This is a genomic window from Ancylobacter tetraedralis (genome assembly GCF_014195655.1).
Taxonomy (GTDB): Bacteria; Pseudomonadota; Alphaproteobacteria; order Rhizobiales; family Xanthobacteraceae; genus Ancylobacter; species Ancylobacter tetraedralis.
This window is the reverse complement of the sequence record NZ_JACICD010000016.1, coordinates 19,841-45,713: the sequence shown is the minus strand read 5'-3', so window position 1 is coordinate 45,713 and position 25,873 is coordinate 19,841. Positions and strand designations below refer to the sequence as shown.

General features: G+C 67.1%; 25 protein-coding genes and 1 tRNA gene. 6 read left to right on the top strand and 20 right to left on the bottom strand.

Annotated elements, in window-relative coordinates:
* Positions 1 to 32: 32 nt before the first annotated feature.
* The 9 genes from FHS55_RS22425 to FHS55_RS22385 all read right to left on the bottom strand — a co-directional run bounded on the left by FHS55_RS22425 (position 33) and on the right by FHS55_RS22385 (position 9,175).
* Positions 33 to 725 (bottom strand): GntR family transcriptional regulator, encoded by a 693-nt coding sequence (locus FHS55_RS22425; protein WP_183192092.1) that lies wholly within the window; start codon positions 723 to 725, stop codon positions 33 to 35.
* An 87-nt stretch (positions 726 to 812) separates the two neighbouring features.
* The gene (hpxZ, locus tag FHS55_RS22420; protein ID WP_183192091.1) at positions 813 to 1,202 is read right to left on the bottom strand and encodes an oxalurate catabolism protein HpxZ; all 390 of its coding nucleotides are present in this window, start codon (positions 1,200 to 1,202) and stop codon (positions 813 to 815) included.
* Positions 1,203 to 1,361: 159 nt separating this feature from the next.
* Positions 1,362 to 2,603 (bottom strand): molybdopterin molybdotransferase MoeA, encoded by a 1,242-nt coding sequence (locus FHS55_RS22415; protein ID WP_183192090.1) that lies wholly within the window; start codon positions 2,601 to 2,603, stop codon positions 1,362 to 1,364.
* A 25-nt stretch (positions 2,604 to 2,628) separates the two neighbouring features.
* Complete coding sequence (moaC, locus tag FHS55_RS22410) at positions 2,629 to 3,114, bottom strand: cyclic pyranopterin monophosphate synthase MoaC (RefSeq protein WP_183192089.1); 486 nt, start codon at positions 3,112 to 3,114, stop codon at positions 2,629 to 2,631.
* A complete protein-coding gene (trpC, locus tag FHS55_RS22405; protein WP_183192088.1) occupies positions 3,111 to 3,926 on the bottom strand; it encodes an indole-3-glycerol phosphate synthase TrpC in 816 nt (271 codons plus the stop codon). Before trpC ends, moaC begins: the two co-directional genes overlap by 4 nt.
* 11 nt (positions 3,927 to 3,937) lie before the next feature.
* Positions 3,938 to 4,963 carry an anthranilate phosphoribosyltransferase gene (gene trpD, locus FHS55_RS22400; RefSeq protein ID WP_183192087.1) on the bottom strand — a complete coding sequence of 342 codons (1,026 nt, stop codon included), beginning with the start codon at positions 4,961 to 4,963 and terminating at the stop codon, positions 3,938 to 3,940.
* Positions 4,964 to 5,011: 48 nt separating this feature from the next.
* Positions 5,012 to 5,620: an anthranilate synthase component II gene (locus FHS55_RS22395; protein WP_183192086.1), complete on the bottom strand. Its 609-nt coding sequence runs from the start codon at positions 5,618 to 5,620 to the stop codon at positions 5,012 to 5,014.
* Positions 5,621 to 5,758: 138 nt separating this feature from the next.
* On the bottom strand, positions 5,759 to 7,273 hold the full coding sequence (trpE, locus tag FHS55_RS22390) for an anthranilate synthase component I (RefSeq protein WP_183192085.1): 1,515 nt from the start codon (positions 7,271 to 7,273) through the stop codon (positions 5,759 to 5,761).
* Positions 7,274 to 7,285: 12 nt separating this feature from the next.
* Complete coding sequence (locus FHS55_RS22385) at positions 7,286 to 9,175, bottom strand: peptidylprolyl isomerase (protein ID WP_183192084.1); 1,890 nt, start codon at positions 9,173 to 9,175, stop codon at positions 7,286 to 7,288.
* 189 nt (positions 9,176 to 9,364) lie between these two features.
* Here FHS55_RS22385 and tpiA point away from each other — a divergent pair, with 189 nt between their 5' ends.
* The 3 genes from tpiA to pyrG all read left to right on the top strand — a co-directional run bounded on the left by tpiA (position 9,365) and on the right by pyrG (position 12,378).
* Positions 9,365 to 10,120, top strand: a complete 756-nt coding sequence (gene tpiA / locus FHS55_RS22380; RefSeq protein WP_210287133.1) for a triose-phosphate isomerase — start codon at positions 9,365 to 9,367, stop codon at positions 10,118 to 10,120.
* Between the two features lie 127 nt (positions 10,121 to 10,247).
* Positions 10,248 to 10,640, top strand: coding sequence for a preprotein translocase subunit SecG (secG, locus tag FHS55_RS22375; RefSeq protein ID WP_183192083.1), 393 nt, complete (start codon positions 10,248 to 10,250; stop codon positions 10,638 to 10,640).
* A gap of 109 nt (positions 10,641 to 10,749) precedes the next feature.
* Positions 10,750 to 12,378: a CTP synthase gene (gene pyrG / locus FHS55_RS22370; RefSeq protein WP_183192082.1), complete on the top strand. Its 1,629-nt coding sequence runs from the start codon at positions 10,750 to 10,752 to the stop codon at positions 12,376 to 12,378.
* A gap of 218 nt (positions 12,379 to 12,596) precedes the next feature.
* Here the strand turns inward: pyrG and FHS55_RS22365 are convergent, their stop codons facing one another.
* The 5 genes from FHS55_RS22365 to FHS55_RS22345 all read right to left on the bottom strand — a co-directional run bounded on the left by FHS55_RS22365 (position 12,597) and on the right by FHS55_RS22345 (position 18,365).
* A complete protein-coding gene (locus FHS55_RS22365) occupies positions 12,597 to 13,484 on the bottom strand; it encodes an ABC transporter permease (RefSeq protein ID WP_183192081.1) in 888 nt (295 codons plus the stop codon).
* Entirely contained in the window at positions 13,481 to 14,497 is a 1,017-nt protein-coding gene (locus tag FHS55_RS22360) for an ABC transporter permease (protein ID WP_183192080.1), read from the bottom strand. The genes FHS55_RS22365 and FHS55_RS22360 overlap by 4 nt, the downstream gene beginning before the upstream one ends.
* The gene (locus tag FHS55_RS22355) at positions 14,494 to 15,573 is read right to left on the bottom strand and encodes an ABC transporter ATP-binding protein (protein ID WP_183192079.1); all 1,080 of its coding nucleotides are present in this window, start codon (positions 15,571 to 15,573) and stop codon (positions 14,494 to 14,496) included. Before FHS55_RS22355 ends, FHS55_RS22360 begins: the two co-directional genes overlap by 4 nt.
* A 181-nt stretch (positions 15,574 to 15,754) precedes the next feature.
* Positions 15,755 to 16,927 (bottom strand): extracellular solute-binding protein, encoded by a 1,173-nt coding sequence (locus FHS55_RS22350; protein WP_183192078.1) that lies wholly within the window; start codon positions 16,925 to 16,927, stop codon positions 15,755 to 15,757.
* 370 nt (positions 16,928 to 17,297) lie between these two features.
* Complete coding sequence (locus FHS55_RS22345; protein WP_183192077.1) at positions 17,298 to 18,365, bottom strand: serine hydrolase domain-containing protein; 1,068 nt, start codon at positions 18,363 to 18,365, stop codon at positions 17,298 to 17,300.
* Between the two features lie 140 nt (positions 18,366 to 18,505).
* Here FHS55_RS22345 and FHS55_RS22340 point away from each other — a divergent pair, with 140 nt between their 5' ends.
* A complete protein-coding gene (locus tag FHS55_RS22340) occupies positions 18,506 to 19,549 on the top strand; it encodes a hypothetical protein (protein WP_183192076.1) in 1,044 nt (347 codons plus the stop codon).
* Between the two features lie 9 nt (positions 19,550 to 19,558).
* Here the strand turns inward: FHS55_RS22340 and proB are convergent, their stop codons facing one another.
* From proB to rplU, 5 genes are all read right to left on the bottom strand, one after another.
* A complete protein-coding gene (gene proB, locus FHS55_RS22335) occupies positions 19,559 to 20,746 on the bottom strand; it encodes a glutamate 5-kinase (RefSeq protein WP_183192075.1) in 1,188 nt (395 codons plus the stop codon).
* A 279-nt stretch (positions 20,747 to 21,025) separates the two neighbouring features.
* On the bottom strand, positions 21,026 to 22,069 hold the full coding sequence (gene obgE / locus FHS55_RS22330) for a GTPase ObgE (protein ID WP_183192074.1): 1,044 nt from the start codon (positions 22,067 to 22,069) through the stop codon (positions 21,026 to 21,028).
* A gap of 75 nt (positions 22,070 to 22,144) precedes the next feature.
* A complete protein-coding gene (locus tag FHS55_RS22325; protein WP_183192073.1) occupies positions 22,145 to 22,813 on the bottom strand; it encodes a GNAT family N-acetyltransferase in 669 nt (222 codons plus the stop codon).
* Positions 22,814 to 22,955: 142 nt separating this feature from the next.
* The gene (rpmA, locus tag FHS55_RS22320) at positions 22,956 to 23,225 is read right to left on the bottom strand and encodes a 50S ribosomal protein L27 (protein ID WP_183192072.1); all 270 of its coding nucleotides are present in this window, start codon (positions 23,223 to 23,225) and stop codon (positions 22,956 to 22,958) included.
* A gap of 30 nt (positions 23,226 to 23,255) precedes the next feature.
* Complete coding sequence (gene rplU / locus FHS55_RS22315; RefSeq protein WP_183192071.1) at positions 23,256 to 23,564, bottom strand: 50S ribosomal protein L21; 309 nt, start codon at positions 23,562 to 23,564, stop codon at positions 23,256 to 23,258.
* Between the two features lie 333 nt (positions 23,565 to 23,897).
* On the opposite strand from rplU, the gene FHS55_RS22310 reads away from it, so the two are divergent.
* Together FHS55_RS22310 and FHS55_RS22305 are read left to right on the top strand one after the other, a co-directional pair.
* The gene (locus tag FHS55_RS22310; RefSeq protein ID WP_183192070.1) at positions 23,898 to 24,230 is read left to right on the top strand and encodes a hypothetical protein; all 333 of its coding nucleotides are present in this window, start codon (positions 23,898 to 23,900) and stop codon (positions 24,228 to 24,230) included.
* A 278-nt stretch (positions 24,231 to 24,508) separates the two neighbouring features.
* Positions 24,509 to 24,598 (top strand) — tRNA-Ser (locus tag FHS55_RS22305).
* 425 nt (positions 24,599 to 25,023) lie between these two features.
* On the opposite strand, the gene FHS55_RS22300 is transcribed toward FHS55_RS22305, so the two are convergent.
* Complete coding sequence (locus FHS55_RS22300; protein WP_183192069.1) at positions 25,024 to 25,776, bottom strand: hypothetical protein; 753 nt, start codon at positions 25,774 to 25,776, stop codon at positions 25,024 to 25,026.
* Positions 25,777 to 25,873 lie beyond the last annotated feature (97 nt).

Here is a 25,873-nt window from a genome sequence, read left to right as displayed (position 1 = left end):
GCCAGCGTGGAAGGCAGCACAACGCCCGGCGATCACACGCTCTGGGCGTATTGCTCGTAAGCGTCATGGACAATGGCGATGTGGTGGCGCATGGCGAGCGCCGCGCCATCGCGGTCGCCGCGCAGGATGGCGGTGACGACGCGCTCGTGCTCGGTATGCGACAGGGCGAGGCGGCCGAGGGCGCGGAACTGGGCGCGGCGGAAGGGTGAAAGCCGCCGCCGCGTGCCGACCGTGATCTCGATGAGGTAGTCGTTATGGCTGCCGGCATAGATCGAGGTGTGGAACTGCTCGTTGGCCTCGCGATAGGCGGCGAAATCGCCCTGCCGCATCATCTCACTCATGGCGGCATGCAGCTCTTCCAGCGCGCGGCGCTCCTGCGGCGTCATGTTCAGGCCTGCCAGGCCCGCGCACAGCGCCTCCAGCTCCGCCATCACATCGAACATGTTCTGCAGCCGCTCGACGGACGGGCGCGCGACGATGGCGCCGCGATGGGGCCGGCTGTCCACCAGCCCGGAAGCGGCGAGTTCGCGGATCGCCTCGCGCACGGGCGTGCGCGACACGCCGAAGCGTGCCGCCAACGCCGTCTCGTCCAGCGTGGTTCCTGGCGGTAGCCGCCCACGGGTGATCTCGTCGGCCAGTTGCAGACGCAGTTCCTCGGTGCGCGTCACGCGCGGGGCGCGCGGCGAGGGGGTATCACCGGGGGGCCGTATGGGCAGGACAGACATAGGCAGCAGACTATCGCTCGGCAGGATGAATCGCCGCGGGGAGATTGCCACGGCGCGCATGGTTTATCACGGGATGGCGCGCGTGGCTCAGCCGGCCGGTTCGTCGATCAGGCTCACATGGGCGGCGACCACCTTCCACCCCTGCGGTGTGCGCATCCAGGTCTGCATCTGGCGGCCGACCTTTCCGGGTGCGGAGGCGCGGCGGAACAGCGTCGCGGCCACCGCCATGTCCCGCCCGTAGGTGGTGATCACCGTGCCGTCCAGCGCGCGCTCCAGCCCCACCGCGGCGCGCGCCGCGCGGAAGGCGCGAATGGCCTCGATGCCGTAGAGATTCTCGGTCCCGCCATAGCGGATGGTGCTCGGGTGGTCCCAGAACAGCGCATCGAGGGCGGCGACATCATTGCCGACCAGCGCGCGTTCATAGCGCGCGAAGGCGGCCTCGACCTCGGCCAGCACGTCGGGAAGGTTGATATCCATCGGCGGTTCCCTGTTGGTGCGCCAGAACACGCGCCGGTCGGATTGCGCGGCAATCGGACCGGATCACGGATTCTCCATCAATCGTTTAGAGCTGAATTCGATCCGCTTGGTTCAACCTGGTCGATACCGGCTCTAGCACACAGCCAGAGCGGCGCGCGGTCAATCCTCCAGCGGTAAGATCGCGCAGGGTTCGCCCGCGCGGGCCGCTGGGCTCTGCGGGGCGCGCACCAGCAGCAGGTCGGCGCGGGCCAGCACGGACAGCATGGAACTGTCCTGCACCGGCAGCGGCCGCACGATCGGCAGTCCGTTGTCCCGGCCGATGATCTCGGCCCGCTGGAAATCCATGCGCAGGTCATTCGCCTTGATGTCGGCACCCAGCACGGCCGGCTGCAGCGGCAATCCCGCCGGCACCGCCAGCCCTTGCAGCGCCCGGATCAGCGGCACCAGAAAAACCAGCGCGCACACATGGGCGGAAACCGGGTTGCCCGGCAGGCCGAGCACCCGCGTGCCCCCGGCGTCACAGGCGAGCCGGCCGAACATCAGCGGCTTTCCGGGGCGCAGCGCGATCTTGTGTATCTCCAGATCGACACCCTGCGCGACCAGCGAAGGTGCCACGAGATCATGGTCGCCGACCGAGGCGCCACCGGTGGTGACGATAATGTCGAAGCCCGCGTCGAGGGCAGCGCGAATGCCGGCCTCGGTCGCCGTGCGGTCGTCGGGCAGGATGCCGAGATCCGTCACCTCGGCGCCCGCGGCGCGGGCGAGGCCGCCGACCGAATAGACGTTGGAGAGGATCACCTGATGCGCGCCGGCCCCGGCGCCGGGGCGCACGAGTTCGTCGCCCGTCGACAGCAGCGCGACGCGCGGCCGCCGAGCCACCCTGAGTTCCGCCACATCGGCGGAGGCCGCGAGCGCGAGGTCGCGCGGGCGCAGGCGCTGGCCGGCGGCGAGCAGCACCTCGCCGGTGGCGAAATCCCCGCCCGCCCGGCGGATGTGCCGGCCGGCCGTCGCGGCCTCGACCATCGTGACGAGGTCGCCCTCGCGGCGCGTGTCTTCCTGGATGACGATGGCATCCGCGCCCTCGGGGAGCACTGCGCCGGTGAAGATGCGGACGGTGGTGCCAGGCTCGACGCGTCCGGGGAAGGGGCGGCCGGCGGCGGATTCGCCGATAAGCCGCAGCGTTGCCGGCACTTCGGCGGCGTCGACGGCGCGAAGCGCATAGCCGTCCATGGCGGAGACATCGGCGCCGGGCGTGGTGCGGCGGGCAAGGACCGGCGCGGCCAGCACGCGGCCCGCCGCCTCCCACAGGTCCACCCGCTCGGTGGGCCACGGCGCATCGCCGCGCGGCTGTGCCGCCGCCAGCAACCGGGCCAGCGCCTCTTCAACCGGCATCAGCGCCATGGGAGCCTCCCTGCTCGCTGCCCTGCTAGCGGCCTTGCCAGTGACCCGATCGGCCACCGGATTTCTCGATGAGCCGCACGGCGTCGATGCACATGCCGCGATCGACCGCCTTCGCCATGTCGTAGACGGTGAGGCAGGCCACCGAGACGGCGGTGAGCGCTTCCATCTCGACGCCGGTCTGCCCGCTGGTGCGCACGCTGGCGCGCACGACGAGGCCGGGCAGGGCGTCATCCGGCTCGATCTCCACCGCGACCTTCGAGAGCAGCAGCGCGTGGCAGAGCGGGATCAGCTCATGCGTGCGCTTGGCCGCCATGATGCCGGCGAGCCGCGCGGTGCCGATCACGTCGCCCTTCTTGGCATTGCCGGAGAGGATCAGCGCCAGCGTCTCGGCCTGCATGCGCACCGCGCCTTCCGCGATGGCGACACGGTCGGTCACGGCCTTGTCGGCGACATCCACCATGTTCGCCGCGCCGGTCGCGTCGAGATGGGTGAGGTGGGGGCCCGATGTCATGAGCCAGCCGCGCGTTGGAGGGGCGGCGCCAGCAGGGCGCCCGTCGCCGCCGCCACGTCCGCCTGCCGCATCAGGCTCTCGCCGACGAGAATGGAGCGGATGTTCACCCGTGCCAGCCGGGCGACGTCCTCGGGTGTGAAAATGCCGCTCTCGCCGACAATGACGCGGTCTGCCGGAATGCGCGGTGCGAGCCGCTCGGCGGTGGCGAGCGTGACCTCGAAATTGCGCAGGTTGCGGTTGTTGATGCCGACCAGTCGCGCGGGCAGCCCCAGCGCGCGCTCGAGCTCAGGCTCGTCATGCACCTCGACCAGCGCATCCATGCCCAGGCCCTGCGCGGTTTCGATGAGGTCACGCGCCAGGCCGTCGTCGACCGAGGCCATGATGACGAGGATGCAGTCGGCGCCCCAGGCGCGGGCCTCGAACACCTGGTAGGTGTCGTGCATGAAATCCTTGCGCAGCGCCGGCAGCGAACAGGCGGCGCGGGCGCTCGTGAGGAATTCTGGCGCGCCCTGGAAGGAGGGCGTGTCCGTGAGCACCGAGAGGCAGGCCGCGCCGCCCGCCTCATAGGCGCGGGCCAGCGCCGGCGGATCGAAATCCGCGCGGATCAGGCCCTTGGAGGGGCTGGCCTTCTTGATCTCGGCGATCAGCGCGGTGCGGCCGTCGGTGATCTTCGCCTCGATGGCGCGCAGGAAGCCGCGCGCGGGCGGCTGCGCCTCGGCGATGGCGCGCACTTCATGGAGCGGACGCTCGCGCTTGGCGCTCGCGATTTCCTCGCGCTTGTAGGCGGCGATCTTTTCGAGAATGTCGGCCATGCCGCTCCCCCTCAATCGGCCAGCACGGCGGCGGAAACCGCCACCAGCCGGTCGAGCGCGGCTTCGGCGCTTCCGCTGGCAAGGCTCGTGCGGGCGAGTTCCAGCCCCTCGGTGAGGGTATCCACGCGCCCGGCCACGATCAGCGCCGCGGCGGCGTTGAGCGCCGCGACATCGGCATAGGCGCTGGGCTGCCCGGCGAGCACGGCGCGCAGGGCGACGGCATTCACCACGCCGTCCCCACCCTTGAGGTCGTCCGGATTGGCGCGGGCGAGGCCGAATTCCTCCGGCGCGATCTCGAAGGTGCGGATCTCCCCGTCCTTCAGCTCGGCCACATGGGTCGGCCCGGTAGTGGTGATCTCATCGAGCCCGTCCGAGCCGTGCACCACCCAGGCGCGGGTGGAGCCCAGCGTGTTCAGCACCTGCGCGATCGGCTCCACCCAGGTGCGGGCGAACACGCCGACCATCTGCCGCCGGACGCCGGCCGGGTTGGACAGCGGGCCGATCAGGTTGAAAATGGTGCGCGTGCCCATTTCCACCCGGGTCGGCCCGACATGCTTCATCGCCGGGTGGTGGGCGGGCGCGAACATGAAGCCGATGCCGGCCTCCGCGATGCAGCGGGCGATCTGCGCCGGGGTGAGGTCGATCTTCACGCCCAGCGCGGTGAGCACATCCGCCGCGCCGGACTTGGAGGACAGGGCGCGGTTGCCGTGCTTGGCCACCGGCACGCCGGCCCCGGCGACGATGAAGGAGGCGCAGGTCGAAATGTTGTAGGAGCCCGAGGCATCGCCACCGGTACCGACCACGTCGACCGCCTCGGCCGGGGCCTCGACCTTCAGCATCTTGGCGCGCATGGTCGAGACCGCGCCGGCGATCTCTTCCACGTCCTCGCCGCGCACGCGCAGGCCCATAAGGATGGCGCCGATCTGCGAAGGCGTCGCCTCGCCCGACATCATGATATCGAAGGCGAAGGCCGCTTCGGCGCGGGAGAGCGTGGCCCCGGTGGCGATCTTGCCGATGACGGCTTTCAGGTTCTGCATGTTCCCGGCTTCCCCGCTGCCCGCGTGTTTCCTTGGCGATCCGGCGTCCTACGCCGCGCGTGCGCGGCGCGGCCCCTCGTTCCAGGCACGCGCCAGGTCGAGGAAGTTCTTGAGGATCGTCTGCCCATGCTCGGAGGCGATGCTCTCGGGGTGAAACTGCACCCCGTGCACCGGCAGTTCCTTGTGCGACAGGCCCATGATCAGCCCGTCATCGGTCTCGGCGGTGATGCCGAGCGCCGGCGGCAGCGTGTCGCGCTTCACGATCAGCGAATGATAGCGCGTCGCCTTGATCGGCCCGTTGATGCCGCGGAACACGCTCTCGCCCTTGTGCTTCACCTCGGACAGCTTGCCGTGGATCGGCACGGGCGCGCGCACCACCTCGCCGCCGAACACCTGGCCGATGGCCTGGTGGCCGAGGCACACGCCGAACACCGGCACGCCCTCATGGGCGGCGCGGGCGATCAGGTCGAGGCAGATGCCCGCCTCGTTCGGCGTGGCGGGGCCGGGTGAGATGACGATGGCTTCCGGCTTCATCGCCAGCGCTTCCTCGACGGTGAGCGTGTCGTTGCGGCGCACCTCCACCTCGGCGCCGAGCCCGCCGATATAGTGGACGAGGTTCCAGGTGAAGCTGTCGTAATTGTCGACGAGAAGGATCATCGCGCGTCTTTCCGCCGGGTTTATTCCGGCCCAAAAGCTCTAGGGGGTGACGTGGCGCGGGGTCAAGCCGCGCCGGCCGGCGTTTCGATTTCCGCCAGCCTCACCATCGCTCAAGGCGCGCGGGCTCCCTCATCCTTGTCACTGCCCCCGTCCCGAGCGGGCGGCGAAGCGCACCGCCTCTTCGCCGGCGCGGAACAGGGCCTTCGCCTTGTTCACGCATTCCTGCAATTCGCTGGACGGATCGGAATCGTAGACGATGCCGGCGCCCGCCTGCACGTGCATCTGGCCGTCCTTCACCACCGCGGTGCGCAGCACGATGCAGGTGTCCATCTCGCCATCGGCGCCGAAATAGCCGATCGCGCCGGCATAGATGCCGCGCTTGTCGCGCTCCAGCTCGTCGATGATCTCCATCGCCCGCACCTTCGGCGCGCCCGAGACGGTGCCGGCGGGAAAGCCGGCGGCCAGCGCGTCCAGCGCATCGTGCTTCGGGTCGAGGTCGCCCTCGACATTGGAGACGATGTGCATCACCTGGCTGTAGCGCTCGATGAAGAAGCTGTCGGTGACATGCACCGAGCCGATCTTCGCGACGCGGCCCACATCGTTGCGGCCGAGGTCCAGCAGCATGAGATGCTCGGCGCGCTCCTTGGGGTCGGCCAGCAGTTCGTCCTCCAGCGCCTTGTCCTCGTGCGGCGTGGCCCCGCGCCGGCGCGTGCCGGCGATGGGGCGGATGGTGACGGTGTTGGCCCGCAGCCGCACCAGGATCTCCGGCGAGGAGCACACGAGAGAGAACCCGCCGAAGTTGAAATAGACGAGGAACGGCGCCGGGTTGATGCGGCGCAGCGCGCGGTAGAGAGAGAAGGGCGGCAGGGTGAACGGCGCGTCGAAGCGCTGCGACAGCACCACCTGGAAGATGTCGCCGGCGCGGATATATTCCTTCGCGCGCTCCACCATGGCGAGATAGGCGTCGGGCGCGGTGTTGGACACCGGCTCGACCGGCAGGTGCAGCGCGTCCTCGGTCGCCTGCGCGGGCAGGGCGCCCTCGAGCGCGGCGACGATCCGGTCCAGCCGCTCGCGCGCGCCCTCATAGGCGGCGGTGGCCGTCAGGCCGGCGACAGGCCGCACCGGGGTGACGACGGTGACCTCATCCCGCACGGTGTCGAACACCACCATCACGGTGGGGCGGATGAAGATGGCATCCGGCACGCCGAAAATGTCGGGCTTGGCGTCCGGCAGGCGCTCCATCTGCCGCACCATGTCATAGCCGAGATAGCCGAACACGCCCGCCGCCATGGGCGGGGCGCCCTCGGGCAGGTGGATGCGCGATTCGCCCACCAGCTTGCGCAGCGAGACGAGCGGCCGGTCGGGGCAGGGCTCGAAGCGCGTGGGATCGCTCGCCGCCTGCCGGTTGATCTCGGCCGTCTCGCCCCGACAACGCCAGATGATGTCGGGGTCTATGCCGATGATCGAATAGCGGCCCCGCGTGGCGCCGCCCTCGACCGATTCGAGCAGGAAGCTGTTGGCCCGTTCGCCGGCGATCTTGAGGAAGGCCGAGACGGGAGTTTCGAGGTCGGCGACGAGGGTGGTTGTCACCACCTGGGCGTCGCCGCGCGCATAGGCGGCGGAAAATTCCGCAAGATCGGGCGTCAGGCTCATGGCGCGGCTCTGTCAGTTCACCCGGTCCGAGCCGACGATCTGGTCGAGCGCGGCGCGGTTGATGCGGGTGCCCAGCTGATCCTGCAGCGCGACCAGATATTCGGTCAGCAGGTCGTTCTGCATGTTCTGCTTGAGATCGGCGAGCAGGCGATCATTCGGCGGGGCGTTGGCGGGAACCGAGCTGCTGAGGACATGGAACAGGATACGGCTGTCTCCGCCCTCCGCGAGCGCGCTGCCCACGCTGCCCTGCGCGGTGGCGAATACCTGGTCGAGGATTTCCTGCGGCACGCCGTCGGCGGCCTTGGCGCGGGTCAGGCCGTTGGCCGCGCGCAGTTCGAGGCCGGCGTCGCTCACCACCTTGTCGAAGGCTTCGCCGGCCGCCACCTTGGTCTTGATGTCCTCGACGCGCTGGTCGAGCGCCTCGGCGGTCTTGTCTTGCTTCCAGCGGTCCAGCACGCGGGCACGCGCCTCATCAAACGTGCGATCGCGCGGCTGGGTCACGCCCTCGACCTCGTACCAGACATAGCCGCCATTCTCGGGTAGCTGGACGGGATCGTTCTCCGCCCCGACCTCGGCGGCGAAGGCGCCGCGGAGAACCTCGGCGCGGGCGGGCACGTCGGCGATGGTGGCGCCGTCCGGGGTCTGGCCCTGGGCGTCGGTGTCAAGGCTCTGCAAGGTAAGGCCGAATTTGGCGGCGACCTCGGAAAGCTTGGCCCCGCCCGCCCGCTCGTCCTCGATCTGATCGTATTTCTGCTGCAGTTCCCTGCGCGCCGCATCGAGCCGCAGCTGCTGGGTGATGGCGGGCGCCACCTCCTCCAGCGGCTTGGTCGTGCCCGGAGTGATGGCGCCGACATGCACGAGGAGCGGGCCGAAGCGGCCCTCGATCACGCCGCTGGTGCCGTTCGCCGGCAGCGCGAAGGCGGCGTCGGCCACCGCCTTGTCGAACAGGTCGCCGCGCGTCACGTCGCCGAGGTCGACATCCTTCGGCTCCAGCTTGCGTTCCGCGACGATGTCCGCAAACGGCGTGCCGGCGGCGATGCGGTCCGCCGCGGCCTTGGCCTCCTCCGCATTGGGGAACACGATCTGCTGCACCACGCGCCGCTCGGGCGTGCCGTAGCTGGAAAGATTGGCGTCATAGGCGGCCTTTACCTCTGCGTCGGTGACCGTCTCGGCGGAGGACAGCGCCTGCGGCGTGAGCGCCAGCACCGCCACCTTGCGGAATTCCGGCGCGCGGAAGGCGACCTTGCGGGCATCGAAGAAAGTGCGCAGTTCGTCGTCGGTCGGCTCGGCGGGCAACGTCACCGCGGCGGGGGTGAGCAGCGCGTAGTTGACGGAGCGCGTCTCGCTGCCATAGCGGCCGATGGCATCCTTCAGCACGGTCGGCACGGCGATGGCGCCGCCGAGCGACTGGATGAGCTGCTGGCGCTGGGCAAGCCGCCGCTCGGCATCGACGAAGCGCGCTTCGGTAAAGCCGTTCTGCCGCAGCAGCATGGCGAAATAGGCGGGATCGAAGCTGCCCGAGGGCCCGAAGAAGGCCGGGTTGGCCTGCACGCGGCGGGCGATCTCCTCATCGGAGAGCGCGAGGCCGAGCGTCTTCGCCTCGTCATCCAGCGCGGCCTCGCCGAGGCGCTCGTTGAGCACCTGCTCGGGAAGCCCGAAGGCGCGCGCCTGGTCCGGCGTGATTCCGCGCTTGATCTGCTGGCTGATCTGCTGGAGCCGCTCCTGGTAGAGCTGCTGGAACTCCGGAACCGTGATCTCGGTCGAGCCGATGGTCGCGAGCGTCTGGCTGCCGAAGCCACGGAACACGTCGGCGATGCCCCAGATGCCGAAGCTGATGATCAGCAGGCCCATGAGGATTTTGGCGATAATTCCGGAAGCGCTCTTGCGCAGCGTCTGCAGCATCGATCTTCTCGTTAGGCGTCTTTTGGGCGAAAGGCCCGGCGCGCGAAAGGCGCGCATAATAGGGACGCCCCTCCGGCGCCGCAACGCCGGACATGCGCTCCTTTGCCCCTTTGTCGGCTTCTTCTCCGCCGCGCCGGTCTGCTATGAGGGGTTGATTGAGGTGTTTGAGGTGAGGGGGGACGAAACATAATGATAAAGCGTCGACCGCTGGTGGCGGGCAACTGGAAGATGAACGGCGTGAAGGCGTCGATCGCCGAGTTCGGGCGCATCTGCGAGGGCTATGATCACGCGCTGCGGGCGAAGGTCGATCTTCTGGTCGCGCCGCCCGCGACGCTGCTCTCCACGCTCGCGGTGGTCGCGCTGGGCTCGCGCATTGCCATCGCTGGGCAGGATTGCCATCCCAAGCCGAACGGCGCGCATACCGGCGATCTTTCGGCGGAGATGGTGGCCGATACCGGCGCCAGCGCGGTCATCGTCGGCCATTCGGAGCGGCGGGCCGATCATGGCGAAACGGATGCGCGGGTGAGCGCCAAGGTGGAGGCCGCCTGGAGCGCCGGCCTCACCGCCATCGTCTGCATCGGCGAATCGCGCGACGAGCATATTGCCGGCCGGACGCTTCAGGTGGTGCGGCACCAGCTCACCGCGTCGCTGCCCGAGGGCGTCACCGGGGCGGATACCGTCATCGCCTATGAGCCGATCTGGGCCATCGGTACCGGCCTCACCCCCACCACCCACGATATAGCCGAGGTGCACAAGGCGATGCGCCACGCGCTGGTGGCGCGGTTCGGCGCGCAGGCGCAGGCGGTCCGCCTGCTCTATGGCGGATCGGTGAAGCCGGAGAATGCCGGGGAGATCCTCGGTATCGCCGATGTGGACGGCGCGCTGGTCGGCGGCGCGAGCCTGAAAGCGGATACTTTTCTTCCCATCGCGCGTGCCTATCTATAAGCCGCTACTCCGAGCCGAACGAGCCTTGCGCGCCCGGCTGGAAACGCCGGACACAATCGTGTAGGAACGCGCCGATCATCGCGGCGGGCTGAGCCGGTCCGCCGCCGAACGAGTTTGAAGGCCCCAGATGCAGACCGTAATCATCGTCATCCATCTCATGGTCGTGCTCGCCCTGATCGGCGTGGTGCTGATCCAGCGCTCGGAAGGGGGCGGTCTCGGCATTGGTGGAGGCGGCGGCGGTGGCGGCGGCTTCTTCAGCGCGCGCGGCACGGCCAATGTGCTGACCCGCGCGACGGCGATTCTCGCCGGGCTGTTCTTCCTCACCAGCCTCGGCCTGACCGTCCTTGCCGGCTGGGGTCGTGGCCCGGCCACCATCTTCAACGTTCCGGGGCAGAGCGCTCCCGGACCCGCGGCGCCCGGCGCCCCGGGCCCCGGCGGCTCCGTGCTCGACCAGCTCAAGGGCGCCCAGCCGGCGCCGCCCGCCGCCCCGGCGGTACCGCAGGTTCCGCAGTCGCAGTGATCTCCGCGCGGCCCTGATGCGGCCGCGTCTCACTTTTCGCAGGCGATGAGTCCGATCTACCCGGCGGGCTCTCGTCGAATCGCGTTTTTGCAGCTAGAAACCATATTCCATGGCGCGCTATATCTTCATCACCGGCGGCGTCGTGTCCTCGCTCGGCAAGGGCCTCGCTTCCGCCGCTCTCGGTGCATTGTTGCAGGCCCGTGGCTATAAAACCCGGCTGCGCAAGCTCGACCCCTACCTGAACGTCGATCCGGGCACGATGAGCCCGTATCAGCACGGCGAAGTCTTCGTCACCGACGACGGTGCCGAGACCGACCTTGACCTCGGCCATTACGAGCGCTTCACGGGGCGCCCGGCCACCCGTTCGGACAACATCACGACCGGGCGCATCTATCAGGACATCCTCGCGAAGGAGCGGCGCGGCGATTATCTCGGCGCGACCATCCAGGTGATTCCCCACGTCACCAACGCCATCAAGGAGTTCATCCTTGCCGGCAACGAGGGCTACGACTTCGTGCTGGTGGAGATCGGCGGCACGGTGGGCGACATCGAGGCGATGCCGTTCCTCGAGGCGATCCGGCAGGTCGGCAACGAATTGCCGCGCAAGCACTGCATCTACATCCACCTGACGCTGCTGCCCTTCATCCCTTCCGCGGGCGAGCTCAAGACCAAGCCGACCCAGCATTCGGTGAAGGAACTGCGCTCCATCGGCATCGCGCCGGACATCCTTCTGTGCCGCACCGACCGCGAGATCCCGCGCGAGGAGCGCCGCAAGCTCGGCCTGTTCTGCAATGTGCGCGAGAGCGCGGTGATCGAGGCGCGCGACGCCGACAACATCTATGCCGTGCCCTCCGCCTATCACGAGGCGGGGCTGGACACGGAAGTTCTGGCCGCCTTCGGCATCGAGCCGGCGCCCGAGCCTGACCTTACCCGCTGGAACAGGGTCGAGACCGGCATCCGCAACCCGGAAGGGGCGGTGACGATCGCCATTGTCGGCAAGTACACGGGCATGAAGGACGCCTACAAGTCCCTCATCGAGGCGCTGGCCCATGGCGGCCTCGCCAATAATGTCCGCGTCAATCTCGACTGGATCGAGAGCGAGATCTTCGAGCGCGAGGATCCCGCCCCGTTCCTGGAGCATGTGCACGGCATTCTCGTGCCCGGCGGCTTCGGCCAGCGCGGGGCCGAGGGCAAGATCCGCGCGGCGCAGTTCGCGCGCGAGCGGCGCGTGCCCTATCTCGGCATCTGCTTCGGCATGCAGATGGCGGTGATCGAGGCCACCCGCAACCTCGCTGGCGTGGCGCATGCCAATTCCACCGAGTTCGGCCCGACCGACGAGCCGGTGGTGGGCCTGCTCACCGAGTGGCTGCGCGGCAACGAGCTGGAGCGGCGCGGCCTCGACGGCGACCTCGGCGGGACGATGCGGCTCGGCGCCTATCCGGCCGAGCTGGCGGCCGGCAGCCGCGTGTCGGACATCTACGGCTCCACCACGATTTCCGAGCGCCATCGCCACCGCTACGAGGTGAACCTCGCCTATCGCGAGCGGCTGGAAGGCTGCGGCATGCTCTTCTCCGGCATGTCGCCGGATGGGCTGCTGCCGGAGATCATCGAATATCCCGACCATCCCTGGTTCGTCGGCGTGCAGTTCCATCCCGAGCTGAAGTCGCGCCCGTTCGAGCCGCACCCGCTCTTCGCTTCCTTCATCGGCGCGGCGGCGGTGCAGAGCCGGCTGTTCTGACCGACAGCTACAACAGCAAGATGCAGAAAAGGGCCGGATGATTCCGGCCCTTTTTGATTCGCGCGGGGTGAGAGGAGCGGGGCGGGGATTCAGCCGGCGGCTCCGCACGGCAACGCCTCACTTTATGCGGTGATCGCGACCACGTCCGACATAAGCCTGCGGCGTCCCAAGCCCACGCCTGCCGGATCCCGCTGCGCCGGCCTCCATGGGCGCGGGCCTCAGGCCGGGGCGGGAGAGGGCGTTCCCGCCAGTTCCTCCTCCTCCGCCGCTTGCGCCGCGCGCTGGCGCTGCACGGCGGCGGCATCGGCGCGGCGCTTTAGGATCTCGTAGACGATTGCGCCCAGCACGGTGACGGCGACGATGATGACGGCCAGCGCGCTGATGGCGGGCGTCGTGCCCTGCCGCATACGCCCGGCCAGCACGGTGGTCAGCGTCTTTTCCGAGAGGATGGAGAAGGTAGTGGTGTTGTAGTTCTCGAACGAGGAGAGGAAGGCCAGCACCGCCGCCGAGAACAGCGCCGGTTTGAGGAAGGGCAGCAGGATGTGGAAGAACACCTGCGGATAGGAGGCGCCGAGGTCGAGTGCCGCCTCCTCCTGCGCGCGGTCGAAGCGCTGCAGTCGGGCGAGGATGATCAGCATGCAATAGGCGGAGATGAAGCTCGCCTGCCCGAACACGGTGAGAATCACGCCGTCATAGAGGAAGCGCGTGCCGGTCTGCCCGGTGAACTGGCGCCAGAACACCACGGTCGAGATGCCGATGATGATCCCCGGGGTGAGCACCGGCGAGACCACCACGAGATAATAGAGCGAGCGGGCGCGCGGGGTGATCTGGGTCATCACGATGGCGCCGGCAAGCCCGATCGGCACGGAGATGCACACCACCAGAAGGCCGATCCACAGGCTCATCTTCAGCCCGTACATCATGTCCTGGTCGGCAAAGAGCTTGCCGAACCAGTCCAGCGTGAAGCCCTCGAACGGCCAGACCTGCGGATATTCCGGGGTGTTGAAGGCGGAGGCCCCCATCACCGCCAGCGGCCCCAGCAGGTAGACGAAGAAGATGGCGATGTAGAGCGCGAACAGGATGCGCTGGAACGGGCTGACCGTCATCGCGTGATCTCCCCGAGACTGAGCCGGAAGGCCCTGAGCACCACCAGTACGAAGACGATGCAGGTGACCAGCAGGATGAGCGCATAGGCCGCCCCCTGCGGCCAGTTGAAGGCCTGGTAGAAGCGGTCATAGACGATGGGCGTGAACCACAATGTGCGCGGTCCGCCCAGCACGAGCGGGGCCGCCAGCGCACCGGCGGTGAGCATGAACACCAGCGTGCAGCCCGACGCGATGCCCGGCTTGGAATGCGGCATCACGATGAAGGCATGGATGTGCCACCACGGCGCGCCGAGGTCCCGCGCCGCCTCGATCTGGTTCCTGTCGAGGCTCTCGATGGCGTTGTAGAGCGGGAAGATCATCATCAAGAGATAGGCGTAGCTGAGGCCCATATAGAGGCCGATATCGGCCGCCAGGAAATCGAACGGCTCGCTGGTGAGCCCCGACCCCATCAGCAGCTGGTTGATGATGCCCCCGGACGAGAGCAGCACCCGGAACGCGAAGGCGCGCAGGATCTCGTTCACCCAATAGGGGATGATCAGCAGCAGCAGCAGCAGGCGCAGCCGCGCCAGCGTGGCCGATTGCGCCATGTGGAAGGCGAGCGGGTAGCAGATTACGAAGTTGAACGCCGTGATGACGACGCTGACCCCGATGGTGAGGAAGAAGGCCTTGATGTGGATCCAGTTCCATTCGGCGGTCGAGGTGGTGGAGCCGAACAGGAAGTAGCGGTAGTTCTCCAGCGTGTAGAGGTCCTTGGGGCCCCCCATCTGCGCCGGCGGCAGCTTCGGGCGGAACGACATGTCCACCATGGCGAGCTGCGGCAGCAGGATGATGAAGAAGGCCCAGAAGCCGACGGCGACCACGAGGTAAAGCCCGATGGCGAGGCCGTTGCGCTGGAAGAAGCCCGGCCCGGTGGCCGTGCCGGTGCGGCGCTCATAGGCCGAGAGCGCGGCGAGGACCAGCGCGGCGATGAGCGGCAGGCCGATGGTGAGGGTTAGTCCGCCAATGCCGCTCATGCGCGCTCCGGGCGCTTGAGCAGCAGGCCATCCTGCGGCGCGAAGCCGAGGCAGAGCATCTCGCCGGGCGCGGGCAGGGCGCTGCCGGCCCCCAGCGTCGCGGTGATCTTCTGGCCCGTCCGCACCCGCAGCGTCACATGCGTCACGCTGCCCTCATAGGCGACGTCGAGCGTCTCGGCCTCGAAGCCGGACCCGCTCGCCTGACCGTCATGCCCCAGTCTCAAGGCTTCCGGCCGCACGAAGAGCAGCGCTTCCTCGCCGACGCCGAGCCCCACCGGGTTGCGACCCTTGAGCAGGCCGAGCGGGGTTTCCAGCGTCGCGAACCCGTCGGCAACCTGTGTGATGCGCCCGCGGATCTGGTTGTTCTCGCCCACGAAGGCGGCCACGAAAGGCGTGCGCGGCTCCGCATAGACGGCCCGGCCGTCGCCCACCTGCTCGATCACGCCGGCATTCATGACCGCGATGCGGTCCGACATGGTCAGCGCCTCGCCCTGGTCATGGGTGATGTAGATGAAGGTGATGCCGACCTTCTTCTGGATCGCGCGCAATTCGGTGCGCATGTGCTGGCGCAGCTTGAGGTCGAGCGCCGAGAGTGGCTCGTCGAGCAGCAGCACCTTGGGCTCCACCGCCAGCGCGCGGGCGATGGCGACGCGCTGCTTCTGCCCGCCCGAGAGTTCGGCGACGCGCTTGTGGCCGTGCTCGGTGAGCGCCACCTGGATAAGCAGGTTCTTCACCTTCTCGTCGCGCTCGTGGCGAGGCACGCCGCGCACGCGCAGCCCGTAGCCGATATTCTCCGCCACGCTCATCATGGGAAACAGGGCGAGGTTCTGGAAAATCAGGGCGGTGGGACGGCGGTTCGGGCCGATGCCCTTCATGTCCTGCCCGCCGATCCGAACGCTGCCATGCGTGGGTTCGATGAAGCCGGAAATGGTGCGCAGCAGCGTGGTCTTGCCGCAGCCGGACGGGCCGAGGAACGAGAAGAATTCGCCCGGCTCGATGGTGAGGTTGGCTTGCCGGACGGCGACGAAGTCCCCGAAGGTGACGTTGACGCCCTCAAGCTCGACAGCTGCGGCCATGCGGATTCCCTGACACTGCGAACGCTTAATGGGATGGACCCGCGCGCCGGCCCGCCGTCGCCGCCCCGCGCCAGCCCGTTTGAGGCTGTGCGAGGGCGGGCGGCCGCGCCGACGGCACGGAGGAAGGACCGGGACACACCCGGCCGCTGCGCGACGGCATGACGCCGCCGCGCGCTGCCGATCAGGCCGCCTTGAACTTCTCGGCGTACTGGGTGCGCAGTTCGGCGTACCACGACGGCTCCGGCGGGCGGCTCCACAGCTTGGAGAGCGCATCCTCAGGGTACGCCTCGGCAAAGATCTTCTTGGCCGTTTCGGAGAGGAAGGCGTCGGAGCCCTTGACCACCGCGTTGTAGCCCGAGCCTTCGGCGACCAGGGCCGAGACTTCGGGAGTGTGCACGTAGTTCAGCCACTCATAGGCCTGGGCGATGTTCTTGGCGCCCTTGGGCATCGCCCAGCCGTCGATCCAGGTGATGGCGCCTTCCTGCGGCGCCATGTAGCGCACCGGCTTGCCCTGCTTCCACAGCGAGATGGCCGGGCCGTCCCAGGTCTGCCCGATGACCGCGCCGTTCTCCATGAAGCCGGACTTGGTGTTGTCGGACGAATCCCAGAACTGCTTGACCTGCGCCTTGTTGGCGATGGCATAGGCGAGGATGACGTCGTAGATCTTCTTCATGGACGCCTCGTCCTTGAAGGCGTCGAGCATCCGGTTCGAGGGCAGCTTGCCGGTGTGGTCCATCCACAGGCCGATGCCGAGCAGCAGGGAGTGGGGGCGGCCCTGCATCTTGCCCTTGAAGGGCTCGCTCCACAGCGTGCCGTAGCTGAGATCCTTGTAATTCAGCGTGGCGAGGTCGCTGCGCCAGGAAATCGCCTCCGAACCCCAGCAATGGGGCACGTGGTAGAGCTTGCCGTCCCAGGTCCACACGCTGGTCGAGCCTTCGAGCATGGAGGGCAGCAGCTGGTCGAGATGCAGCTTGGAGGTGTCGAACGGCTGCAGCACGTCGAGTTCCTGGAACTGCGGCGCGCGGTCGCGGGTGGGCTGGCAGAGGTCGAAGCCCTCGCCGCCGGTCGCCTGCAGCTTGTTGATCTGCTCCTCGTTCTGCGAGAACGGCGTGGTCTTCACCTTGATGCCGGTCTTCTTCTCGAAATTCGGGATCACCGGGTTCGGGATTTCGTCATCCCAGTTGAGCAGGGTGAGCTCGCCCGAGGAGGAGAAGGCGTCGCGCACGATATAGGGGCCGGCGGCGGCCATGGCGCCGGCGGCGAGCGCGCCCTTGAACAGCACGCGGCGCGAGAACGAACGTGCCGCGAGCAGCGTTTCGATGGACGAGTTGGTAGGCTCCAGCTTCTTCGTCACGTCTCATGTCCCTCGAATGGGCCGCCCCGGAGGTTGGAACGTCGGGCGGCCGTACCGGAAGGCTTTGAGCACGAAGCGTGCCAGTCTCCCGCGCAGCTGAATGCAGGCGACGCCCTGTTTGCATGGATGCGACGCGGCCCGTCTGCCCCCGGGCAAACCCATGTGCCGTGCGGCGCCGGACAGTCCGTGGGGCGGCGGCAGCTCGGCCCGAATCCGGTGAGGTGGCGTGAATTTCATCATGCCGCATCGCAAAGCAGCGGACGGATGGCGCGCGTATCGCGGGCGAAACGAAAGCGCAGCGGTTTCGTTTTCGACTCAAGCGCAAGCCTGCCGGTATTTTCGGCAGGCTGTGCCAGCCTTGTCGCGAGTATCAGCCCAGGGCAAGGAGGATCGCCGCTGCCAGCGCGTGCAAATCGTCCCGGTGGCCCGTGCGGCCGGAGGGCGCATCGACCGTCGAGGTCATCACCAGGGAGACGCCCCGTTCCGGCGCGACATAGAGCATCTGCCCGCCATAGCCCCAGCCATAATGCACAGGCGCGCCCGCCATCTCCCGCGTGAACCAGCCATAGCCATAGCCATCGCCGGTGAAGCGCGATTGCGTGCGCACGCGCCAACTCTCCTCCAGCCAGCGCGCGGGGATCACGGGCAATCCCGCTCTGTTGCGCCCACCCTTGCGGCAGCATTCCGCGAAGGCGAGCAGGGAGGCTGGTGTCATCGCCATCTCGTTGCCGCCGAAATAGATGCCTTGTGGATCGCGCGCCCAGGAGGCGATGGCGAATCCCTCGATCGGCCCGAGCCACTCGCGCGCCAGCGCCAGCGTCGGGCGCCCGCTGGCGCGGGTGAGAATGGCGGAGAGCAGATGCGTCGAACCCGTGGAATAGAGCATGGCCCCGCCCGGCGCATCGACGAAGGGGCGATTGAGGGCCGCGCGCACCCAGTTCGGGCTGGCGATCCAGCGCCCGTAAGTGGCGCCGGAGGTGCGCTCCAGCCCCGCCTGCATGGATAAGAGATTGCCGATGGTGATCTCGGCCATGCGCGGGTCGGGATTGGCCGGCAGATCCGCGCGCAGCAGCGGGGCGACCGTCTGGTCGGGGCCTTCCAGCACGCCCTTGTCTATGGCGATGCCGACAAGGGCCGAGACGAGGCTCTTCGACGCGCTCTTGATATTTGTCGGCCGGTCCACCCGCCCGCCGCTATAGCCGCGCGCGACCAGCCGCTCGCCATCCTTCGCCACCAGCACGGTGCGCAACGGCTCCAGCCCGGCGGCGCGGTCGAGGATGGGGGCCAGCGCCGCCGCCCGGTCGACGGCCGGGGCGGGGGAGGCGGGCGCGGGTATAGGTGACCCGGTGTCCGGCCCGGCGGGGCCGCCCTCACCCTGCGCGAGCGCGCGGGAGGCGAGAAGCAGCAGCGGAGCGGCAATCAGAGAGCGACGGTGCATCCGGGGGAAGATAGGGCGGATGCGCCGGAGCGGTGGTCACGATGGGGGGAGGCCACTTCCCGGAATTACCGTCGGTTGCAGCCCAATTAACTCGTCGCTAGAATTCTCCAAGGTCCGACACTACTTGGAAGAGCAAAATTTTGGACGAGTTAGTGCTTGAAGGCGGCGCCGACATTGGAACGCTGGTGATGCATTTCGATGTCCCAGATCACGCTATGGAACTCGAAACGATCGTTTCGATATCTCAAGCGACGCTAAAGCTCTTGTCTTCGTTGAATATTGATTTATTTGAGGGCCAAATACATTATAGACTTCTTGTCCTGCCTCCGGAAGAGGGAAGTTTTCGCTGGCGTTACGTACTGTGCGCGGCCGGTGTCGCATTATGGACGTTCGTGGAATCGGATATTGGAAAAGGGTTTATCAAGGGACTTACAGATCACGAGCCACAATACTGGGCAGAAAAAGTCGGAGATATCGTCAGAGGTAGGCCTAGCCCCTACGAAGTAGAGGAAGGCAAAAAATTAGAGACAGATGCAAGCTCAGACGTAGATAAATTCTATGAATTGGTATCTAGTTACATACTTTGCCAAGTTGTTATTTCTTTTCTTACAAAAGAGCAGTCGGAAATATCCAGTAAAATCCCGTTAAATTATTTGCAGGGATCATACGTTGCCAGGAATGAATTCTATGAATCGTGCTTGTCGGATCCCAGAATAAAGGGAATTGGGTTTAGTGAAAAACACGAATTCCCTATAACTCGTAAAGGCTTTTTGGACTTCATTGTTCCTATTTCGGAAAAAGACAAGGTATTCAATTCGGGTTTATGGGCTTCATCTATCGAAGATCTGAGCGTCACTTCGCCTAACTGGTCTCGCTCTGATCGTACCCGAACTTGGAAGGGGTGTGACTCTCAAGGAAGAGAGCGTACTTTTAGGATAGATGATGATAATTTCTGGCACAAGGTCAGCGAACGTCAAATTGAAGCTGGAATAATAGATAACGTGACGGTGCAATGGGTTCATCAGTTGCTTAAAGGTAAATTCAGAAATCACGCCGTATTACGTGTACTAAAATATAACGGCAGAAAAGTAAGCGAGCCGCTCGCTGAGAGCGAAATTCAAAAAATCTGCGAGAACCTTCCATCTAAGAATGTAGAGCCTGATCAGCTTTCCTTTGATATCTAGAACTGGCCCTCACCCCCCTGTCGCGATAACCAAATCATCCCGGTGCACCATCGCCGCGCGGCCCTCGAACCCGGTGATTGTCGCGATCTCGTCCGACGACCGCCCGCGGATGCGTTCGGCGTAGTCGTGGTCATAGGCCACCAGCCCGCGGCCGACTTCGGCCCCATCCGGCCCGCGCAGCACCACGGCGTCGCCGCGCTGGAACTCGCCTTCGACGCGCTTGACGCCCGCCGGCAGCAGCGAGGAGCCCCGGCGCAAGGCGGCGACCGCGCCCGCGTCGAGATGCAGCACGCCGCGCGGCTCCAGCGAGCCGGCGATCCAGCGCTTGCGCGAAGCCACCGGGTTGGTGGGGGCGAGGAACCAGGTGCAGCGCGCGCCCTCGGCGATGGCGCGGATCGGGTTCTTCCCCTTGCCGGAGGCGATCACCATATGCGCGCCCGCCGTGGTGGCGATCTTGCCGGCCTCGATCTTGGTCTTCATGCCGCCGCGTGACAGCTCCGTACCCGCGCCGCCCGCCATCGCCTCGATCTCGGCGGTGATGCGCGGCACCACGGGCAGGAACTGCGCGTTCGGGTCGTCATTGGGCGGGGCGGTGTAGAGCCCGTCAATATCGGAGAGCAGCACGAGCAGGTCCGCGCTCGCCATGCCGGCGACGCGCGCGGCGAGCCGGTCATTGTCGCCATAGCGGATTTCCGAGGTCGCCACCGTGTCGTTCTCGTTGATGACCGGCACCACCTTGAGATCGAGGAGCTTAGCCAGCGTCGAGCGCGCATTGAGGTAGCGCCGGCGCTCCTCGGTATCGCCGAGGGTGATGAGGATCTGCCCGGCCGTCACGCCTTCATGGGCCAGCGCCTCCGACCAGGCACGGGCCAGCGCGATCTGCCCGACAGCGGCGGCGGCCTGGCTCTCTTCCAGCTTCAGCGGGCGCCGGGGCAGCTTCAAGATGTTGCGCCCGAGCGCGATGGCGCCGGACGAGACCACCAGCACTTCCTTGCCCTCGCGGTGCAGGCTCGCCACGTCCTCCGCCAGCGCCGCCAGCCACGCATGGCGCAGCGCCCCGCGCGCGGAATCGACCAGCAGCGCCGAGCCGACCTTCACCACGATGCGGCGGAACGAGGAAAGCTGCGGCACGGCGGCGGCCGTGGCGGCATCGGAGGCGGCATCGGAGGCGGGCAGGGGAGAGGCGGGGCGGTTCATCGGATCAGCGCTTGCGTCATGACGAAGGGATGGCGCGCTTCATACGACGAATTGCGTCCCCGCGCGCGGAATTTGACGCGGCGATGACACTACCGGGTCCGCCGTGGGATCGGGCGGGCACCGCGAGTGCAGGGGGGCGACGCAAAAAGATGCCTGCGCGCCGGGCGGGCGGGGCAACGGGTCGACGCCACCCGATCGCGTCCGCGCTATGGCTGGTGACCGCTCACCGCTGCCGGGTCACGGCTGCCGGATCACGGCTGCCGGATCACGGCTGCCCGGTCACGGCTGCCAGGTCGCGTTGACGTCCACCTTCTGCCGGTCCTGCTCCTCGGCGCGGCCCTGCTCGATCACATGCGCCAGCGCGCGCAGCGCCTCGCGCACGCCCTGGCCGGATTGGGCGGAAAGCGCCATCGGCTTCTTTTTCGCAGCGCGCTGCAGGCGGGCAAGCTGGGCCTTGAGCGTCTCCGGATCGAGCGAGTCGATCTTGGACAGCGCCACGATTTCCGGCTTGTCCTCCAGCCCGTGGCCATAGGCCTCCAGTTCGGCGCGCACTGTCTTGTAGGTCTTGCCGGCATGTTCGCAGGTCGCATCGACAAGATGCAGCAGCACGCGGCAGCGCTCGATATGAGCGAGGAAGCGGTCGCCGAGGCCCACGCCCTCATGCGCGCCCTCGATGAGGCCGGGAATATCGGCCAGCACGAATTCGCGCCCATCCACATTCATCACGCCAAGCCCTGGATGCAGCGTGGTGAAGGGATAGTCCGCGACCTTCGGCTTGGCCGCCGTCGTCGCCGCCAGGAAGGTGGACTTGCCGGCATTGGGCAGCCCGACCAGCCCGGCATCGGCAATCAGCTTGAGCCGCAGGAAGATCCAGCGTTCCTCGCCGACAAGGCCGGGATTGGCGCGCCGGGGCGCCTGGTTGGTCGAGGTCTTGAAATGCGCGTTGCCGAAGCCGCCATTGCCGCCCGAGAGCAGCTTGACCCGCTGGCCGATCTCGGTGAGGTCGGCGAGCACGGTGTCGCCATCCTCGTCCAGCACCTCGGTGCCGGCGGGTACGCGCAGCACCACGTCGTCACCCTTGGCGCCGGAACGGTTGGCGCCCATGCCGTAGCCGCCCTTCTTGGCCTTGAAGTGCTGCTGGTAGCGATAGTCGATCAGCGTGTTGAGCCCGTCGACGCACTCGATCCATACGTCGCCGCCGCGCCCGCCATCGCCGCCGTCCGGCCCGCCGAACTCGATGAATTTCTCACGCCGGAACGACAGACAGCCCGCCCCGCCGTCGCCGGAGCGGACATAGATCTTGGCCTGGTCGAGAAATTTCATTGCATCGTGCTCGGTGGTGCGGCCCCCTCCAAACAGAGGGGGCGTATTAGGGTACTGTTAACTATTATCGGCCTCTCAGTGCCGCCTGTCGATATCGTGCCGGGTGGGGTGCGCTGTTGCGCCCCATGCCCGCAGCGATGTCCACAGCCTGCGCTCCAGCCGGAAGCGGTCGACCGGAACCGAGGCCCCCAGCGCGCGAACCCGCGTGAGCCCGACGCCGGTCCACTGGAAGCCGCACTTCTCCAGCACCCGCCGCGAGGCCGGATTGACCACGCGCGCCGAAGCAACCAGCGCCGGCAGGCTGCGATCGCCGAAAGCGTGGTCGATCAGCGCCCGGACCGCCTCGGTCGCGACGCCGCGCTCCCAGTAGGGCTCGCCCACCCAGTAGCCGATCTCCGGCACATCGTCGTCGCGGCGCACGAAGCCGCACATGCCGACCGGGATGGGCGGGCCGAAGGCCGCCTCATTGGCGCCGCGCAGACTGGCATCGTTCTTCAGGAAGACGGCGAAAGTTGCGGCTTCCTTGCCGCCCGGCAGGTTGGCGACGAAAGCCGCCGCGTCCGCCATCCCGTAGGGATGAGGTATGTTCGCTGTCATCTCCGCCACCTTTCGGTTGTCGGCGAGTTCGGCGATCCAGGCCATGTCCTCGATCCGCGGACCGCGCAGCAGCAGGCGGCTGGTTTCGAGGACGGGGGTACTGCTCTCCAGCAGGGGGGAGCCGGCGGGTGCTTCGGCGAGAGTCATCGTGGTTCTCCAGGGCCTGAACGACGAAGGGGAGGCGATCCACTCGCCTCCCCTGTCGGGTACCCGGGATGTCCGCGATGGACGTTCCAGAAATCCTACCGGTCGGGCGAGACCGGCGAGATTTCAAGGAACCTCACCGGACTTATTCGGCGGCCTCGGCGGCCGGAATGATGCTTACATAGGTTCGCGAATTGGCTTTCTTGCGGAATTCGACGCGGCCATCCGTGAGCGCAAAGAGGGTATGGTCTTTGCCCATGCCGACATTGGTGCCGGGATGCCAGGTCGTGCCGCGCTGACGCACGATGATGTTGCCAGCGATCACCTTCTCGCTGCCGAACTTCTTCACGCCGAGACGACGACCAGCCGAATCGCGACCGTTGCGGGAGGAACCGCCTGCCTTTTTATGAGCCATTGTTGCTCTCCTTCTTCTCTACTGACGGTCTCAGGCGCCGGCGATCGAGGTCACGCGCACGACCGTGAAGTCCTGGCGATGACCGATCTTGCGGCGCGAATTCTGACGGCGGCGCTTCTTGAAGGCGATGATCTTGCCACCACGGGTGTGCTTGACCACCTCGATGGTGACGGACGCACCATCAACCAGCGGAGCGCCGACTTTCGGGCTTTCGCCACCGAGCATGAGCACCGGCAGGGTCAGGCTCGCACCGGCTTCGGCCTCGATCTTGCCGACAGTTACGACCTGGTCGGGGGCAACGCGATACTGCTTGCCACCCGTCTTGATGACCGCGAACATGTTCTGTCCTTTCGTTCGAGCCCGACCTTAACGCCTGATGGCGCGTGGCCGGCTTCTTTCGGTCGGTTGCGGGAAGCGTGGGAGCCCATTGACCCACCACGCGCGTGAGCCGCTCATAGCGGGCGAGTCCCGTACTGTCAAGGAAACCGGGAGCTTCAGGCCGGGAGCTTCACGCCGTGCCTCACCCCGCATTCATGACCGATCCTGCCGGTCGGCGAGCCCGGGCATACGGGTTGCGCGGCCCGCGTGAACCTTCCGCCGCCGCCGGCGTTGAACAGGACGGGCCCAGCCTACCCGCTTGGCCTACCGGTTTGGCATTTGGAGGAACGACACATGGTGCAGACGGATCGTATCACGGGTGTGGCGCGTCAGCTGGGCGGCCGCCTGCGGCGGGTTGCCGGCGAGGCCGGCCACGAGGCGGCGTCGCGCGCGGAGGATGTGTATGACGAGGCGCGGCATCTGGGCGCGCGGGCGTTGGGCGATGCGCGCGGTCGAGCCGTCGATTTCGCCGACGATGCCTACGAGACCGGGCATGCGCTTTACGGGCGCGGGTTGAACGCGCTGTCGCGGCAGGCCGGCAGCCATCCGCTGGCGGTCATCGTGGCCGCAGGCCTGGCGGGAGCGGCGGTGGCCTGGTTCCTGTGCAGCAGCCCGAACCGGCGCTGAGGCGCATTTCACCGTCGGGATTTCACGGGCGGGCGAACCCCGCCCGTGGCAACAGGTCGTTCGGATGGCGAGCCGCGCTCCTCGCCGCGCCGCAGGCTGTTATGTTTGGCCGGGGAACTATTGAGCCTGCTCGCGCGAGTATCTGTACGGAGCGGCATCGCCCGGGCGATGAGAACAGGGGGCATCGACAATATGCCCGCGCCCCTCTCTTGCGCGGCCGTCCCGGCTCGGCTATGCAGCGGCCCACTCCCGGCGCACTGACCCGCGCCGCAATGCGCGGAGAGGTGCCGGAGTGGTCGATCGGGACGGTCTCGAAAACCGTTGTGCGTGCAAGCGTACCGTGGGTTCGAATCCCACCCTCTCCGCCAAATCTTCATGTAATCCATTGTAAATAATCACATTTTTCTTTGGTGCCAATTGAGGCCCCACTTTGGGCCCCATTTTGATCGTGGCATTGAGGGTGTACGCCGGAACAGGCAAGATCGCTTCGGTGAGCGCCATGTGCCAGCGAAGGCGGCGCCGCGGACACGCCGAAAGCCGGTGAGGAACACGCAGCTTACAAAGCTGTTGCCGCTGTTGCCGGAGCTCTTTGGCGCCACAAGCAGAAGTTTGCTCCTGCGACGACGAATGGCCGGTTTGGGGCCGTATCCGGTCTGGCGGCTTTTGGCGTCAGACCAGTCAAAAGCGGCCGTCGTGGTTAACCGACGTGGCGTCCTGACCCGTTGCGGGCATTGGGAATGCCCGCACCTAGGCATCAGCTCGCGGTCGCGCGAACTGGCACCAGGCAGCTGAGCTAGGTCAGGGATCGTGCGGCGCGGATGCGATAGCGCCGCCCCTCCCAAACCCCGTCGAACTGATAGGCCTGTCCGTCCTGCACCGTGACCCCGTTTTCGAGCTGAAGGGGATTAAGGACGCCGTCTTCCCCCTCGAGCCGAACGTACCACTGACCGCGGACATCGAAGACGGTGCCGAACTTCCCATGGAGAGCCAGGAGACGTGGCTGGCCTCTCATTGGCAGATCGATGTCTGGCTGCGCCCGCGGCGCCTCAACCTGTTGAACCGCGCGCACCGACGCCTGCTCGCGATGCGATTGCATTTGCCGGATGGCTTCCCTGTCGATCGTCACCGTGTTGCCGTCGCCAACGACGAACACATTGACCTGCTGCGCGCCGGCCTTCGCGACGGGTTTCTGCAGGGCGTCGATCATCCGCACGTCCGCCGGCTTGGGTTCACCGGGTTTGAGGCCCTTCAGGATCGACAGTGTATCGGCGATGAAGCCAGTGAAACCGTAAAGGGCCTCGCGATGTTCGATCGCCACCTGCCCGGCGACGGCGCCCATCACCACCAGATCGACGAGCAGGCTGCTGACCTCGACGCGCCTGACGGCCAACCTGAGATGGGCGTGGCGGGCACGCCGTCGCGTGTAGCGCTCGAACGCCGTCGCCACCTCACGCAGCATGGCAGCGACGTCGGCGGCCGCCAACAGGCCGTCCGTTTGATAGTGGATGCGAAGCGTGGTCATATCGTCCGTGGGCGCGAGCGCCATGGGCGTATCCTCGAGTCGAAGCGTCACCATTATGCGCGCGCCGCCGGCCCCCGCTAGGGGCGTTGGCGAGGACTGGTGCGCGAGCTTCGTGCCGCCA

Coding starts and splice junctions, on each gene's coding strand:
- FHS55_RS22425 (WP_183192092.1), bottom strand. CDS start 725: ATGTCTGTCCTGCCCATACGGCCCCCCGGTGATACCCCCTCGCCGCGC.
- hpxZ (WP_183192091.1), bottom strand. CDS start 1,202: ATGGATATCAACCTTCCCGACGTGCTGGCCGAGGTCGAGGCCGCCTTC.
- FHS55_RS22415 (WP_183192090.1), bottom strand. CDS start 2,603: ATGGCGCTGATGCCGGTTGAAGAGGCGCTGGCCCGGTTGCTGGCGGCG.
- moaC (WP_183192089.1), bottom strand. CDS start 3,114: ATGACATCGGGCCCCCACCTCACCCATCTCGACGCGACCGGCGCGGCG.
- trpC (WP_183192088.1), bottom strand. CDS start 3,926: ATGGCCGACATTCTCGAAAAGATCGCCGCCTACAAGCGCGAGGAAATC.
- trpD (WP_183192087.1), bottom strand. CDS start 4,963: ATGCAGAACCTGAAAGCCGTCATCGGCAAGATCGCCACCGGGGCCACG.
- FHS55_RS22395 (WP_183192086.1), bottom strand. CDS start 5,620: ATGATCCTTCTCGTCGACAATTACGACAGCTTCACCTGGAACCTCGTC.
- trpE (WP_183192085.1), bottom strand. CDS start 7,273: ATGAGCCTGACGCCCGATCTTGCGGAATTTTCCGCCGCCTATGCGCGC.
- FHS55_RS22385 (WP_183192084.1), bottom strand. CDS start 9,175: ATGCTGCAGACGCTGCGCAAGAGCGCTTCCGGAATTATCGCCAAAATC.
- tpiA (WP_210287133.1), top strand. CDS start 9,365: ATGATAAAGCGTCGACCGCTGGTGGCGGGCAACTGGAAGATGAACGGC.
- secG (WP_183192083.1), top strand. CDS start 10,248: ATGCAGACCGTAATCATCGTCATCCATCTCATGGTCGTGCTCGCCCTG.
- pyrG (WP_183192082.1), top strand. CDS start 10,750: ATGGCGCGCTATATCTTCATCACCGGCGGCGTCGTGTCCTCGCTCGGC.
- FHS55_RS22365 (WP_183192081.1), bottom strand. CDS start 13,484: ATGACGGTCAGCCCGTTCCAGCGCATCCTGTTCGCGCTCTACATCGCC.
- FHS55_RS22360 (WP_183192080.1), bottom strand. CDS start 14,497: ATGAGCGGCATTGGCGGACTAACCCTCACCATCGGCCTGCCGCTCATC.
- FHS55_RS22355 (WP_183192079.1), bottom strand. CDS start 15,573: ATGGCCGCAGCTGTCGAGCTTGAGGGCGTCAACGTCACCTTCGGGGAC.
- FHS55_RS22345 (WP_183192077.1), bottom strand. CDS start 18,365: ATGCACCGTCGCTCTCTGATTGCCGCTCCGCTGCTGCTTCTCGCCTCC.
- proB (WP_183192075.1), bottom strand. CDS start 20,746: ATGAACCGCCCCGCCTCTCCCCTGCCCGCCTCCGATGCCGCCTCCGAT.
- obgE (WP_183192074.1), bottom strand. CDS start 22,069: ATGAAATTTCTCGACCAGGCCAAGATCTATGTCCGCTCCGGCGACGGC.
- FHS55_RS22325 (WP_183192073.1), bottom strand. CDS start 22,813: ATGACTCTCGCCGAAGCACCCGCCGGCTCCCCCCTGCTGGAGAGCAGT.
- rpmA (WP_183192072.1), bottom strand. CDS start 23,225: ATGGCTCATAAAAAGGCAGGCGGTTCCTCCCGCAACGGTCGCGATTCG.
- rplU (WP_183192071.1), bottom strand. CDS start 23,564: ATGTTCGCGGTCATCAAGACGGGTGGCAAGCAGTATCGCGTTGCCCCC.
- FHS55_RS22310 (WP_183192070.1), top strand. CDS start 23,898: ATGGTGCAGACGGATCGTATCACGGGTGTGGCGCGTCAGCTGGGCGGC.
- FHS55_RS22300 (WP_183192069.1), bottom strand. CDS start 25,776: ATGGCGCTCGCGCCCACGGACGATATGACCACGCTTCGCATCCACTAT.